The 14848-nt window shown below is 58.4% G+C and carries 13 protein-coding genes; 7 read left to right on the forward strand and 6 right to left on the reverse strand.

Going from position 1 to position 14848, the window contains the following annotated elements:
• Positions 1 to 13: 13 nt before the first annotated feature.
• The 4 genes from rhlB (at position 14) to HUW52_RS26360 (ending at position 4576) form a co-directional block, all read left to right on the forward strand.
• Positions 14 to 1492 carry an ATP-dependent RNA helicase RhlB gene (rhlB, locus tag HUW52_RS26345; RefSeq protein ID WP_175555284.1) on the forward strand — a complete coding sequence of 493 codons (1479 nt, stop codon included), beginning with the start codon at positions 14 to 16 and terminating at the stop codon, positions 1490 to 1492.
• Between the two features lie 137 nt (positions 1493 to 1629).
• Positions 1630 to 2580: an ornithine cyclodeaminase family protein gene (locus tag HUW52_RS26350; RefSeq protein ID WP_175555285.1), complete on the forward strand. Its 951-nt coding sequence runs from the start codon at positions 1630 to 1632 to the stop codon at positions 2578 to 2580.
• Positions 2581 to 2728: 148 nt separating this feature from the next.
• Positions 2729 to 3856, forward strand: coding sequence for an FAD-binding oxidoreductase (locus HUW52_RS26355; RefSeq protein ID WP_175555286.1), 1128 nt, complete (start codon positions 2729 to 2731; stop codon positions 3854 to 3856).
• A 93-nt stretch (positions 3857 to 3949) separates the two neighbouring features.
• Positions 3950 to 4576: a transcriptional regulator gene (locus HUW52_RS26360; RefSeq protein WP_175555287.1), complete on the forward strand. Its 627-nt coding sequence runs from the start codon at positions 3950 to 3952 to the stop codon at positions 4574 to 4576.
• A 101-nt stretch (positions 4577 to 4677) separates the two neighbouring features.
• Here HUW52_RS26360 and HUW52_RS26365 read toward each other — a convergent pair whose 3' ends face one another.
• The 6 genes from HUW52_RS26365 to HUW52_RS26390 form a co-directional block, all read right to left on the reverse strand.
• A complete protein-coding gene (locus HUW52_RS26365; protein ID WP_175555288.1) occupies positions 4678 to 5454 on the reverse strand; it encodes an ABC transporter substrate-binding protein in 777 nt (258 codons plus the stop codon).
• Positions 5455 to 5739: 285 nt separating this feature from the next.
• Positions 5740 to 6192: a molybdopterin synthase catalytic subunit MoaE gene (gene moaE, locus HUW52_RS26370; protein ID WP_175555289.1), complete on the reverse strand. Its 453-nt coding sequence runs from the start codon at positions 6190 to 6192 to the stop codon at positions 5740 to 5742.
• Positions 6193 to 6195: 3 nt separating this feature from the next.
• On the reverse strand, positions 6196 to 6438 hold the full coding sequence (locus tag HUW52_RS26375; protein WP_016985014.1) for a MoaD/ThiS family protein: 243 nt from the start codon (positions 6436 to 6438) through the stop codon (positions 6196 to 6198).
• On the reverse strand, positions 6435 to 6908 hold the full coding sequence (moaC, locus tag HUW52_RS26380) for a cyclic pyranopterin monophosphate synthase MoaC (RefSeq protein ID WP_016985015.1): 474 nt from the start codon (positions 6906 to 6908) through the stop codon (positions 6435 to 6437). Before moaC ends, HUW52_RS26375 begins: the two co-directional genes overlap by 4 nt.
• Positions 6909 to 7147: 239 nt before the next feature.
• Positions 7148 to 8542 (reverse strand): PhoH family protein, encoded by a 1395-nt coding sequence (locus tag HUW52_RS26385; RefSeq protein ID WP_016985016.1) that lies wholly within the window; start codon positions 8540 to 8542, stop codon positions 7148 to 7150.
• Between the two features lie 337 nt (positions 8543 to 8879).
• A complete protein-coding gene (locus tag HUW52_RS26390) occupies positions 8880 to 10004 on the reverse strand; it encodes a polysaccharide deacetylase family protein (RefSeq protein ID WP_175555290.1) in 1125 nt (374 codons plus the stop codon).
• Between the two features lie 327 nt (positions 10005 to 10331).
• Between HUW52_RS26390 and yaaA the strand changes: the two genes are divergently transcribed.
• From yaaA to alg8, 3 genes are all read left to right on the forward strand, one after another.
• Positions 10332 to 11111, forward strand: a complete 780-nt coding sequence (yaaA, locus tag HUW52_RS26395) for a peroxide stress protein YaaA (RefSeq protein WP_175555291.1) — start codon at positions 10332 to 10334, stop codon at positions 11109 to 11111.
• Between the two features lie 810 nt (positions 11112 to 11921).
• Positions 11922 to 13238, forward strand: coding sequence for a nucleotide sugar dehydrogenase (locus HUW52_RS26400; RefSeq protein ID WP_016985180.1), 1317 nt, complete (start codon positions 11922 to 11924; stop codon positions 13236 to 13238).
• 98 nt (positions 13239 to 13336) lie between these two features.
• Positions 13337 to 14818, forward strand: coding sequence for a mannuronan synthase (gene alg8 / locus HUW52_RS26405; protein ID WP_175555292.1), 1482 nt, complete (start codon positions 13337 to 13339; stop codon positions 14816 to 14818).
• The last annotated feature ends 30 nt before the right edge of the window (positions 14819 to 14848 follow it).

The following is a 14848-nucleotide window of genomic DNA, read 5'->3' on the forward strand; positions in this document are numbered from 1 at the left end:
ACCAATTGATGAGATGACCGTGCTCAAAGCACTCAAGAAGATGTTCGGTAAAAGCGAGGCTGAGCAGCTCGCGCCAGTTCCCAGTGCGCCGTCGCACGCCCCCGGTCATCGCACCGATGCCCCACAGGCCGACCGCCCCGCTGCCGTAGCAGCACCGAAGCAAGACCCGAAACCCGCTCCGGCCGCGCCAATCGCCGCCGAGCCTGCGCGCAATGAAGAGCCGAAACCGGCCAGACCGCGCCGCGAACCGAAGCCCAAGGCACCGGTAATTCCGTGGAAACTCGAAGACTTCGTCGTCGAGCCACAGGAAGGCAAAACCCGCTTCCATGATTTCAAGCTTTCACCAGAACTGATGCACGCCATTCAGGATCTGGGCTTCCCGTATTGCACGCCGATCCAGGCGCAGGTGCTGGGCTTCACCCTCGCCGGCAAAGACGCTATTGGCCGCGCGCAGACCGGTACCGGTAAAACCGCCGCGTTCCTGATCTCGATCATCACTCAATTGCTGCAAACGCCGCCGCCGAAAGAACGCTACATGGGCGAACCCCGTGCGCTGATCATCGCGCCGACCCGTGAACTGGTGGTGCAGATCGCCAAGGATGCCGCTGACCTGACCAAGTACACCGGCCTCAACGTCATGACGTTTGTTGGCGGTATGGACTTCGACAAGCAGCTCAAGCACCTCGAAGCGCGCCACTGCGATATTCTTGTGGCAACCCCGGGCCGTCTGCTCGACTTCAACCAGCGCGGCGATGTGCACCTGGACATGGTCGAAGTCATGGTGCTGGACGAAGCCGACCGCATGCTCGACATGGGTTTCATCCCACAAGTACGGCAGATCATTCGCCAGACCCCGCCGAAGTCCGAGCGCCAGACCCTGCTGTTCTCCGCGACCTTCACTGAAGACGTGATGAACCTGGCCAAGCAATGGACGACCGATCCGTCCATTGTCGAAATCGAAGTCACCAACGTCGCCAGCGAAAACGTTGAGCAACACATCTATGCGGTGGCCGGTGCCGACAAGTACAAATTGCTCTACAACCTGGTCAACGATAATGGCTGGGAGCGGGTGATGGTCTTCGCCAACCGCAAGGACGAAGTCCGCCGTATCGAAGAGCGTCTGGTGCGCGACGGTGTGAATGCTGCGCAGTTGTCCGGCGACGTGCCGCAGCACAAGCGCATCAAGACCCTGGAAGGTTTCCGCGAGGGCAAGATTCGCGTACTGGTCGCCACTGATGTGGCCGGTCGCGGCATCCACATCGACGGCATCAGCCACGTGATCAACTTCACCCTGCCGGAAGTCCCGGACGACTACGTGCACCGCATCGGCCGGACCGGTCGTGCTGGCGCCGATGGCGTGTCGATCAGCTTCGCCGGTGAGGACGACTCCTATCAGTTGCCGTCCATCGAAGAGAAGCTCGGTCGCAAGATCAGCTGTGAAACGCCGCCGACGCATCTGTTGCGTGCGGTTGAGCGCAAGCGTCCGCAGTAAGCGACGTTTAAAAGAAAAGCGCAGCCGGCAACGGACTGCGCTTTTTTTTCGCGCGGATTTTCATCAGATGCTTGCCCGACAAAACTAAAAGTCCATAATGGACAAATAAGTTTATGTTTGCATTTTCGGAGCCTGACATGTCCAGTAAGCCCTACGTGATCGACCAGCATCAGGCTCGCGAGCTGCTGGCGCGCATCGATGTACCGCAGATATTGCGCAAGCTGTTTCGAGACCTCGCCGCCGGGAACGCTGTGCAGCCGGCGCAACAACTGGTGGAGTTCCCGCAGGGTGCCGGCGACTTCATCAACTACTTGGGCGTACTGGCTGAAGACGGCGTGTACGGTGTGAAGACCTCGCCCTACATCGTTCGTGAGCAAGGCCCGCTGGTGACGGCATGGACGCTGCTGATATCGATGAAAACCGGCCAACCGCTGCTGCTCTGCGATGCCGGTGAACTGACCACCGCGCGCACGGCTGCGACCACCGCCGTGGCGGTCGACGCCCTCGCGCCGCTGAATGCCACGCGACTGGCGATCATCGGCAGCGGCAAGGTTGCCCAGGCGCATTTGCACTACGTGAGATCGCTGCGCAACTGGCAGAGCATCAGCCTGTATTCGCCAAGCCTGGCCGCCGAAGCGCAAACCCAGGCACTGTTGAAAGCCATCACGCCCAATCTGAAGATCGCTGACAGCCGTGATGCGGCCATCGCCGAGGCCGACGTGATCATGCTGTGCACTTCGTCTGCCGGACCGGTGATCGATCCCGCCGCATTGAGCAAACCGGCACTGATCACCTCGATCAGCACCAACGCCCCACGCGCCCACGAAGTGCCGCCGCAGAGCCTCAACGACATGCAGGTGTTCTGCGACTATCGTCTGACCACGCCGGGGTCGGCGGGGGAGATGTTGATTGCCAGTGAACAGCATGGCTGGAGCCAGGATTCGATTGTTGGTGACCTCGCCGACTTGCTCAGCGAGAAAGTGCAGCGCCCGGGTTACGACCGTCACGTGTTTTTCCGCTCAATTGGCCTCGGCCTGGAAGACATTGCCCTCGCCAATGCGGTTTATCTCCTCCATCACCAGAATTAAGCCTGATGCAATCCATGTGGGAGCGAGCTTGCTCGCGAATGCGGTCTGACATTCACCGAATGTGTTGACTGATAGATCGCTTTCGCGAGCAAGCTCGCTCCCACAGGGATTGCGTGTATTTTCATATTTCGAGCATCAGGAGACCTTCATGAGCCAGGCAGACTTCATCATCATCGGCGGCGGGATTGCCGGCGCTTCCAGCGGTTTCTGGCTGTCGCCGCACGGCAAAGTGATCGTACTCGAACGTGAATCCCACCCGGCCTATCACTCCACCGGGCGCTCCGCCGCGCTGTTCACCGCCGCTTACGGCACACCGCAAGTGCGCGCACTGACCCAGGCCAGCCGGGCGTTTTTCGACAACCCGCCCAGCGGTTTCTGCGAACACCCGCTGTTGACCCCACGCGGCGAAATGACCGTGGATTTCACCGGTGACGCTGCCGAACTCAACAACCAATACCTCAGCGCCAAAGCCACCGTGCCAGAAATGCAGTTGCTCACTGCCGACGAAGCCTGCGCGCGACTGCCAATCCTGCGCCGGGAAAAAGTCCATGGCGCGATCTACGATCCAAGCGCCAGCGACATCGACACCGACGCCCTGCATCAAGGTTACCTGCGCGGCATCCGTCGCAACCACGGCGAAGTGCACACCGATTGCGAAGTACTCGGCCTGAACCGCGACGCCAACGGTCTCTGGCACGTACAAACCAACGGCCAGACTTTCAGTTCGCCGGTGATCATCAACGCCGCCGGCGCCTGGGCCGACAAGGTCGGCGCACTGGCCGGCGCCAAGCCGCTGGGCCTGCAACCGAAACGCCGCGCCGCATTCATCTTCGCCGGCCCCGAAGGCGTCGACATTCATCACTGGCCGATGCTGGTCAGTCTCGACGAATCCTTCTACATGAAGCCTGACGCCGGCATGTTCCTCGGTTCACCGGCCAACGCCGACCCGGTCGAACCCCACGACGTGCAGCCGGAAGAACTGGACATCGCCATGGGTATCTACCAGATCGAAGAAGCCACCACGCTGACCATCCGCCGCCCGACCCGCACCTGGGCCGGGCTGCGCAGTTTCGTTGCCGACGGTGATTTGCTCAGTGGTTTTGATCAGCAGGTGCCGGGCCTGTTCTGGGTCGCGGCGCAAGGGGGGTATGGCATCCAGACTTCACCGGCGATGGGCCAGGCCAGTGCGGCATTGGTGCGCGGCGAGCCACTGCCCGAGCACTTGCGCAACTTCGGCCTGAGCAGCGCCATGCTCGCCCCTGCCCGCCTCGCCTGATCGTCCATCCGGATGACGCGCCCAACGGATTGCGGCACACTCGCTGCGCCTCCTGATCACGGGGGCGTTGACGCTGCCTGGAGCTCCACTGTCATGACCGTCCCTGAGTTCGACCCGGCGCTGGATAACTTCCGCGCCATCGCCGATGCCATCGCCACACTGTTCTTTCCGCACGCCGAAGTGGTGCTGCACGACCTGCGCACGCAGAAGGTCGACTACATCGCCAACAACCTGTCCAAACGCGAGATCGGCGACGACTCATCGCTGGAAGACATGCTCAGCGAGGATGTCAGCGACCGCAATATCGGCCCGTACGAGAAGCTCAACTGGGATGGTCAGAAGATTCGCAGCCTGAGCAGCGTCCTGCGCGACAGTGAAGGCCTGCCGCTGGCAGTGCTGTGCATCAATCTGAATATTTCGCTGTTCGAGAATGCCAAGGCGGCGCTGGATCTGTTCCTCTCACCGAGCAAACTGATCCCGCAACCGGACTCACTGTTTCGCGATGACTGGCAGGAGCGCATCAACACTTTCCTCCACGCCTGGCTGCGTGAGCGGCAGCTGAGCCTGAATGTGCTGACCCGCGATCACAAGCGTGAGCTGGTGCTGGCGCTGCACGCCGAAGGCGCGTTCAAAGGCAAGAGTGCCTCGAACTATGTGGCCAATGTGCTGAACATGGGGCGGGCGACGGTGTACAAACACCTGAAGGAATTGAAGAGCTAGAGATTTGCGGTGATATCTCTGACGCCATCGCGAGCAGGCTCACTCCTACAGGGGGAACGCATTCCAAATGTAGGAGTGAGCCTGCTCGCGAAAGCGGTAGATCAGTCGCCGTAAATGTCGGACTTGAAATACTTCTCGGAAATCTTCTGGTACTCGCCACTCGCGCGAATGCCATCAATGGCGCCATTCAACTGGCTGACCAGTTCGGCATTGCCCTTGCGCACCGCAATCCCTGCACCCTCGCCCACGTACTTCGGATCCTTCAACTCAGGCCCGACAAACGCATAACCCTTGCCGCGCGGCATCGACAGAAAGTCATTGAGCGGAATGGTGTCGGCAAAAATAGCATCAAGACGCCCCGCTGCCAGGTCCATGTAAATCTCTTCGTTGTTGCTGTAGCGCTTGACGTTGATGCCCTTCGGTTCGAACACCTCGGTGGCATAACGATCGGTGGTGGTCGCGCGCTGCACGCCGATGTTCTTGCCTTTGAGGCTGGCGTATTGATCATCAACGGTGGCGCCTTCCTTCATCACCAGGCGCGAGGATGTGAAGTAGTACTTATGAGTGAAATCCACCGACTTCTTGCGGTCTTCGTTGATGGTCATCGAGGACAGCGCCATGTCGATTTTCTTCACTTTCAGCGAAGGAATCAGGCCATCGAATTCACCCTCGACCCACACGCACTTGACCTTCATCTGCGCACACAAAGCGTTGCCGATGTCGTAGTCGAAACCGACGATTTCGCCCTTGTCGGTTTTCGAGGCGAATGGCGGGTAAGCGGCTTCGATACCGATGCGCAGGGTTTGCTCGGCGGCGAACACGCTGGCGCAGGACAACAGGCTGAGGGCCAGACCGGTGATGAGGGGAAGTTTCTTCATGTTCGTTCTCTCGCGGGTTTGTTGTTGGTTTGGCAAGATGAAGAAGAGCAGCTGCAAGCGGGGAGCTTTGAGCGGCAAGAATGAAGCTTTTTTGTACTTGGAAATCCATATTGGACTTATAGGTACAAGCCGTCAATCAGGGAGAAGAGAGTGTCTGCGAAGTTTTTGGTGTTGCAGATGACCCCTTCGCGAGCAAGCTCGCTCCCACGTTGGATTTGTGCACGACACAGGTCCCATGTGGGAGCGAGCTTGCTCGCGAAGGCTTACTGAAGGGCGCTACAGGAATTACTTTTTCCAGCGATCCGCCGCAGCATGATCACTGTCCCGCCCTTCAACCCAACGTGGCCCGTCGCTGGTGATTTCTTTCTTCCAGAACGGTGCGCGGGTTTTCAGGTAGTCCATGACAAAGGCGCAGGCATCGAAGGCAGCCTGGCGATGGGCACTGGCGGCGCCGACAAACACGATCGGCTCGCCCGGTTCCAGCGCGCCGATGCGATGCAGCACTTCCAGTTTCAACAGCGGCCAGCGCTGTTCGGCTTCAACGGCGATCTTGCCGAGGGCTTTTTCGGTCATGCCCGGATAATGTTCGAGGAACATCCCCGCCACATCGAGGCCGTCGTTGAAGTCGCGCACATAGCCGACAAAGCTCACCACCGCGCCGACGCCGACATTGGCCGCGTGCATCGCGTTGACTTCAGCGCCCGGATCAAACGGCGTGACCTGCACGCGAATCGCCATGGCTCAGCCTCCGGTCACGGTGGGGAAAAACGCCACTTCGTCGCCATCGACCACTGGCTCGTCGAGCTGGCAGAGGTCTTCGTTGCGCGCACACATCAGGTTCTGCTCGCTCAGCACCTCGGCGCCGTCACGTTGCGCCAGCAGTGCTCGCACGTCGTCGACGGTAGCGAAATCACCTTCAACCTTTACCGAATCCACGCCCAGCGCTTCACGGTAACGGGCAAAAAACTTCACGGTCAGGTTCATGGCTGCTCCGCTTGAAAGTGCCCGCTCTTGCCACCGACCTTCTCCAGCAGGCGTACGCTTTCGATGGTCATGCCGCGATCGACGGCTTTACACATGTCGTAAATGGTCAGGGCGGCAACACTGGCAGCGGTCAACGCTTCCATCTCGACGCCGGTCTGCCCGGAGAGTTTGCAACGGGCGACGATGCGTACGGTGTCTTCACCGTCGGCACTGAGCTCGACTTTGACGCCGGTGAGCATCAGCGGGTGGCACAGGGGAATCAGATCACTGGTTTTCTTCGCCGCTTGAATGCCGGCAATGCGCGCCACGGCGAACACGTCGCCCTTGGGATGGCCGCCGCTGACGATCATCTGCAGCGTTTCGGGGAGCATGCGCACCAGCGCTTGGGCCGTCGCTTCACGGAACGTCACGGCTTTTTCGGTGACGTCGACCATGTTGGCGCGACCTTGGGAATCGAGATGAGTCAGCACGGGATTACTCCTGATCAGGAGCGTGGATTGTAAACCTGCGGGTCAAATTTCCGCATCATTGATTATGAATTCACTATTTACCCTGTGGGAGCGAGCTTGCTCGCGAAGGCGGTGCATCAGGCTACATCTATGGTGACTGGCATACCGCATTCGCGAGCAAGCTCGCTCCCACATTGGGTTTTGTGTTCAGCCATAAAAAAACCGGGCGGCTGTTGGGCCGCCCGGTTCTGGATGAAGGGTTACAAATGCGTTTCGGCGTATTCGGCCAGAATCGAGCGAGGCACCCCTTGCAGGGTGATGTGCACACCGTTCGGGAAATCCTTGAAGCGTTCGGTCAGGTAGGTCAGCCCGGAGCTGGTCGCGGACAGGTAAGGGGTGTCGATTTGTGCGAGGTTGCCCAGGCACACCACTTTCGAACCGGCGCCGGCACGGGTGATGATGGTTTTCATCTGGTGCGGCGTAAGGTTCTGGCATTCGTCGATCAGGATCAGGCTCTGCTGGAAGCTGCGACCACGAATGTAGTTGAGCGATTTGAACTGCAACGGCACTTTGCTGAGGATGTAGTCGACGCTGCCATGGGTGTTTTCGTCATCCATGTGCAAGGCTTCGAGGTTGTCGGTGATGGCGCCCAGCCACGGCTCCATTTTTTCCGCTTCGGTGCCGGGCAGGAAGCCGATTTCCTGATCCAGGCCCTGCACGCTGCGAGTCGCGATGATGCGACGATAACGTTTGCTGACCATGGTCTGCTCGATCGCAGCGGCCAGCGCCAGAATGGTTTTACCGGAGCCTGCGGCCCCCGATAGATTGACCAGATGAATGTCCGGATCCAGCAACGCGTACAACGCCAGACTCTGATAAATGTCGCGTGGCTTGAGACCCCAGGCTTCTTGATGCAGCAGCGGTTCCTGGTGCAGATCGAGGATCAGCAGCTTGGCCTCATCAATCTCCTTGATCCAGCCGACAAAGCCCTGTTCATCAATGATGAACTCGTTGATGTGTACCGCCGGCAGGTTGTCGATCAGTTGCACTTGATGCCAGGTGCGGCCGTGATCCTGACGCGTATCGACCTTGCTCACGCGATCCCAGAAAGAGCCGGTCATGTTGTGGTAGCCGTTGGGCAGCAGGGACACGTCATCGACCAGTTGGTCGGTGCTGTAATCCTCGGCATCAATACCGCAGGCGCGCGCCTTGAGGCGCATGTTGATGTCTTTGGTGACCAGCACCACCGGTTTTTTCGGGTCGCGGGTGTGCAGATCGATCAGTTGGTTGATGATTTTGTTGTCGTTCAGATGCTCGGGCAGAATCAGATTCGATTCGGCCTGTTTGCTCATCAGAATCGACAGCAAGCCCTTCGGCCCGCCCTTGCCGCGCTGGATCGGCACACCCAGTTCGACATCTTCGGGGGACGCATCGCCCAGGGTCTTGTCGATCAGCCGGATGGCCTGACGGCATTCGGCGGCCACGCTGTGATGCCCGCTCTTGAGCTTGTCCAGCTCTTCAAGCACGGTCATCGGGATCGCGACGTGGTGTTCTTCGAAATTCAGCAGGGCGTTTGGATCGTGAATCAATACGTTGGTATCGAGTACATAAAGGATTGGCTGGTTGGAGGAAGGGCTACGTCCGTGATCATCCATACTCGGTCACCTTTGTCAGAGCCAGTAGACGCAATACCTGAGCGGTGCTGCGCCTCGAAGTGACTGCCGAAATCTCACCTGCGGAGATTCAAGTGACTGCAAACAAACGGGTCTTGGAAGACGCCACCTGTGTTGCAGGTTTCGGCGGTCTGTCTTCGTAATACTCCAAAACCGATGACATAAAAAAGTACTTTGACGGTTTTTTTAAGTTTATTTTGCAGAGTGACGAAAAGCCCTTGGCGGACTGCCCAGACCCCGCTAAAGTCGGAAGTCCGCCTGCACCGAATCCTGCAAAAAAATCGCCCCAAGCCCAATGTTTCCGGGCTTTCTTCGTTTCTCAGCGAAAAGCGTCCTGACAGTCTTCCCAACCAATGCCGCTCTGCGCGGTTTGCGTGATCAGCCACGGCAACGAGGTCTTCACCGCGTCCTGCTTCATGTTGAAATTGATCACCCCGTGACGCCACAGCAACATCAGGGTCAGCACCCGTTGCGCGCTCGGTGCGCCCTTGAGTTTGCCGGCGCCGTCCTGGGCGTCTATGTCCCATAACGCGACTTGCAAGCCTTGGGTGTTGAAGAAACCTTGCGCATCGCTGCGGCGTTGCCCTTCTGGCGGACGGAACAGCGGCACATAGTTTTCCGGCAATTTGTTCTTCACCAGATCAGCGCTGCGCCGCACCGAATCCTGCCAGTCCTGCCAGTGGCTGTGGGAACGGAACTCCCACCCCTGCACGCCGACGCACTGTTTCGAGAAACCGGCTTGCAGGCTGCTGACCGAGCGATCAGCAAGTCGCGCCTGAATATCCTTGCCCAACACAAAGAATGTGCCGCTCAGGTTTGCCTTGCGCAGGTATTCGGTGAGCCAACCGGTGTTGTCCGGTTGCACGTTGGCGGCGCTGTCGAAGGTCAGCAGAAACAAGCGGTCGTGCATCTCGTCGCCATTACGCTCGTAGTCGCCGAAACGATCGAATTCGTTGCTGGTCTGCGGCGATAACGCAGCCTTGCGCATCAACTCGTCCAGATACTGCAGATGGAAGATACGGCTCGGCTCCGCCCACTTGGTGTAATAGCTGTCGTCACTGACCACGAACTTGGCGGCTTGCTCGCGCAGGGTCGGCAGGTCTTCGACGAGGAAACAGAACGAGGCGTCCTGATCGCAGCTTTGCTGGGCGAAGTTGTAGTTGGCCAGCAGGCGCTGCCAGAGGCGTTGGCGCAGAATGTTGACCGCATCGATATTGACCGTGCGCAAGCCCAGACGCTGCGCCAGAGCGGCCTCATCCATCGACTCGGTGCCCAGCAGGACACGGGCGAACATCAGGATTTCCGCCCGTGAAGCCACGTCAAACAGCGTCGGATTGCTGAGCTGCTCGGGCCAGGTGCTGCGATCCAGCGTCGCTACATCGCCCGGCGCCGCGATGGCACCGAAGCTCAACAGCCACGCGGTGAATAAAAGAACAATGCGCAAAAGGGATGTCTCCATAACAAAACCCGCGCGGCACTATAGCTGATGTGCAAGGCTGAAGGACGCCGCCCTCACCCCAGCCCTCTCCCGGGGGGAGAGGGAGCCGATCTGTGTGGATTTCAAAATCAGCATTCAACTCGATAGCTCAGGTCGGCGGAAATCGACAGTACACGCGGTCAGTCCCCTCTCCCTCCGGGAGAGGGTTAGGGTGAGGGAGCGATCCACCAGCCGTCGCAAATGCCGACACTTACACCTGCCTATAACCCCCATAGCTGGAGTCAACACCGACAACCCCCTAGAATCGCCCCCACGATTAAAGGAGACGACTTCATGCTGATGGTGATTTCCCCCGCCAAGACCCTCGATTACGAAACACCGCCGGCGACCCAGCGCTTCACCCAGCCGCAATACCTCGACCACTCCCAGGAACTGATCCAGCAGTTGCGCGACCTGACGCCTGCGCAGATCAGCGATCTGATGCACGTGTCGGACAAGATCGGCGGGCTCAACGCCGCGCGCTTCGGCAGCTGGACGCCAGCGTTCACCCCGGAAAACGCCAAGCAGGCGCTGCTCGCCTTCAAGGGCGACGTCTATACCGGCCTCGACGCACAGTCCTTCAGCGAAGCCGATTTCGACTACGCGCAAAAACACCTGCGCATGCTCTCCGGTCTCTACGGGCTGCTGCGCCCGCTCGACCTGATGCAACCCTATCGTCTGGAAATGGGCACCAAACTGGCCAACGCCCGTGGCAAAGACCTGTACGCCTTCTGGGGCACGCGCATCAGCGAATGGCTGAACGAAGCGCTGGCCGATCAGGGCGACGACGTGCTGCTTAACCTGGCGTCCAACGAATACTTTTCGGCGGTAAAACGCACGGCGCTGAACGCGCGGATCATCAACACCGAGTTCAAGGATCAGAAGAACGGTCAGTACAAGATCATCAGTTTCTACGCGAAAAAGGCCCGTGGCCTGATGAGCCGTTTCGTGATCCAGGAAAAAATCAACGATCCGGCCCAGCTCAAACAGTTCGATGTGCAGGGTTATCGCTACAGCGCCGAACAGTCGAAACCCGAAAACCTGGTGTTTTTGCGCGACCACGCCCCCGAATAAAGCATGCCCAATGCACGACTCTTTCTATAAGGAGTCGTGCAGCTCGCACGATGTCAAAAAACTCTCGCCACATTTCGCCATTTTACTGGCGCCAGAAAAACCTCCCTGTCTTTTCTAAGATTAGTTTCACTCGACACTGATCATTTTTTTCAGTAGTGGCACCTGATTTTTTTCACCGTAGTGGCACAAAACTATCTAACGTGATTTTTCGCCTGTTATTAAAGGTCGAAAACGAAAGTGCTATCAAATTGAGACTAGTGCCATCTCTGACAATATTTCAAGAAATTTCAGATTTCGCGATGAGCGGACAGGAACTTCGTCCGAATGCATAGCTCATACCACCGGTAACGATTCTCGCCGAGTTTGTACGAGATAACTTACGCAGAGCAGATGGCCATGTAACCAAGTTGTCACAGCAACTTGCCTAGATGACTAACTAGTCTCAAAACAGACGATGGACAGGAGATACGCACCATTTATATCCCCTACAAAGGCCATGGCCGCGCCCTTATAAACGTGCTCGCCTGAGCACCCAACCGCTTGATTTACGGGACTTTCATCCTGACATCGAGCGCGCAAGACGATTGCACAAGAGTCTTCTATCAAGAAGATCGGCTGCATAACAGGGCAAGTCATAACAACAAGGCCTGGTTGCGCACATCTTGAGTGCACTTATTTAGACACTCGAAACTTAGTATGCCTGCACACGGCATTGTGGCGCCTGTATGCCGCACTTTCGAGTGCACTAATGAACGCTGAACACCATTAACTCCGGCCTTCTAAGGCCTGATATATACAGAGGTAATTGCGATGCGCATCAGCATATTTGGTTTGGGTTACGTTGGCGCAGTATGTGCCGGTTGCCTGTCTGCACGGGGCCATGACGTAGTTGGCGTCGATGTTGCCAAAGACAAGATCGACATGATCAACGCCGGCAAGTCGCCGATTGTTGAACCGGGCCTGGGCGAACTTCTGCAACAAGGTATCCAGACCGGTCGTCTGCGTGGCACGACCAACTTCGCCGAAGCGATTCGTGACACTGACCTGTCGATGATCTGCGTCGGCACGCCGAGCAAAAAGAACGGCGACCTCGAACTGAACTACATCGAAGCCGTGTGCCGCGAGATCGGTTTTGTTCTGCGTGAAAAAACCACCCGCCACACCATCGTCGTACGCAGCACCGTACTGCCGGGCACCGTTGCCAACGTGGTAATCCCGATTCTCGAAGACTGCTCGGGCAAGAAGGCCGGTGTCGACTTCGGTGTCGCGGTCAACCCTGAATTCCTGCGTGAATCCACCGCCATCGCCGACTACGACCTGCCACCGATGACTGTCATCGGCGAGTTCGACAAGGCGTCCGGCGACGTTCTGCAATCGCTGTACGAAGAGCTCGACGCGCCGATCATCCGCAAGGACATCGCCGTTGCCGAGATGATCAAGTACACCTGCAACGTCTGGCACGCGACCAAAGTGACCTTCGCCAACGAGATCGGCAACATCGCCAAAGCGGTCGGCGTCGATGGCCGTGAAGTGATGGAAGTGGTTTGCCAGGACAAGACCCTCAACCTGTCCCAGTACTACATGCGCCCGGGTTTCGCCTTCGGCGGTTCGTGCCTGCCCAAAGACGTGCGCGCCCTCACCTACCGCGCCGGTTCGCTGGACGTCGAAGCACCACTGCTCAACTCGCTGATGCGCAGTAATGAATCGCAAGTGCAGAACGCCTTCGACATCGTGGAAAGCCACGACAAACGCAAAGTCGCCCTGCTCGGCCTGAGCTTCAAGGCCGGCACCGACGACCTGCGCGAAAGCCCATTGGTTGAGCTGGCGGAAATGCTGATCGGCAAGGGTTACGACCTGAGCATCTACGACAGCAACGTCGAGTACGCCCGTGTTCACGGCGCGAACAAAGACTACATCGAGTCGAAGATCCCGCACGTGTCGTCCCTGCTCAACTCGGACTTCGATTCGGTGATCGACAACTCCGACGTGATCATCCTCGGCAACCGCGACGAAAAATTCCGCTCGCTGGCCCAGGAAGCGCCGCACGGCAAACAGGTCATCGACCTGGTCGGCTTCATGGCCAAAGCCACCGACGCCGGTACTCGCACCGAAGGTATCTGCTGGTAAAGCAGCCCTAAGCGACAAGCCTCGAGCTGCCAGCCAAAGCGTTTCGCTTGCAGCTCGAAGCTTGCGGCTTGAAGCCTTCTCACCTTCGGATGACGTTGATGACCAAGCTCAAACATTTTTTTCTGCAATCAGCCGGCTGGCTTTTTTATCTCAGTCTGCTGATGGGCCTGGCCTTGATGCTGCCCACGTCCACATTCGACTCCGAGTCGAAGGACTTCATTTTCCTGATTGGCGCCGTGGGTATCTGGCGCTACTCGATGGGTGCAACGCACTTTGTGCGCGGCATGATTTTTCTCTACATCGTTTACCCGCACCTGCGCCGCAAAGTGCGCAAGCTGGGTAAAGCGGCGGACCCGTCGCATGTGTTCCTGATGGTCACCAGTTTCCGTATCGACGCGCTCACCACCGCGCAGGTCTACAGCTCGGTGATCCGCGAAGCCATCGACTGCGAACTGCCGACCACCGTGGTCTGCTCGATCGTGGAAATGTCCGATGAGCTGCTGGTCAAGGCACTGTGGGCACGGATGAATCCGCCAGACCGCGTGAAGCTCGACTTCGTACGCATTCCCGGCACCGGCAAACGTGATGGCCTGGCCTATGGTTTCCGCGCGATCTCCCGCCACTTGCCGGACGACCGCGCCGTGGTAGCCGTGATCGACGGCGACACCGTGCTCGGCGAAGGCACCGTACGCAAGACCGTGCCGTGGTTCCAGCTGTTCGGCAACGTCGGCGGCCTGACCACCAACGAGTTCTGCGAAGTGCGCGGCGGCTACATCATGAGCGAATGGCACAAGCTGCGTTTCGCCCAGCGCCACATCAACATGTGCTCGATGGCCCTGTCCAAACGCGTGCTGACCATGACCGGCCGTATGTCGGTGTTCCGCGCCACCGTGGTAACCAACCCGGAATTCATCGCCGACGTTGAAAGCGACTCGCTGCAACACTGGCGCTTGGGCCGCTTCAAGTTTTTGACCGGCGACGACAAGTCGAGCTGGTTCAGCCTGATGCGCCTCGGTTACGACACCTTCTACGTGCCTGACGCAGCAATCAACACCGTCGAACACCCGCCGGAAAAGAGCTTCATCAAGGCCAGCCGCAAACTGATGTTCCGCTGGTACGGCAACAACCTGCGCCAGAACTCGCGAGCGCTGGGCCTGGGAGTAAAACGCCTCGGTGCGTTCACTTCGGTGGTGCTGTTTGACCAGCGCGTATCGATGTGGACTTCGCTGCTCGGCCTGACCGTGGCGATGATCGCCAGCTTCAAGTACGGCACCGCATTCATCCTGGTCTACCTGCTGTGGATCGGCATCACCCGCCTGATCCTGACCCTGCTGTTGTCGTGCTCCGGTCACCGGATCGGTCCGGCTTACCCAGCAATTCTTTATTACAACCAGATCGTCGGTGCGCTGGTGAAGATCTACGTGTTCTTCCGCCTCGACCAACAATCCTGGACGCGCCAACCCACATCCCTGACCCGTGATCTCGCCAGCTTTCAACGTTGGTTCAACACCTGGTCGTCTCGGACCATGACCTTCTCCGCCGGCAGCATTTTTGTCGCCGTGCTGCTGATGATGGTCTGACCCGCCCCTATTGAATTAACAAGGAAATCG

Source organism: Pseudomonas sp. 43A, assembly GCF_013363935.1.
Taxonomy (GTDB): domain Bacteria; phylum Pseudomonadota; class Gammaproteobacteria; order Pseudomonadales; family Pseudomonadaceae; genus Aquipseudomonas; species Aquipseudomonas crudilactis.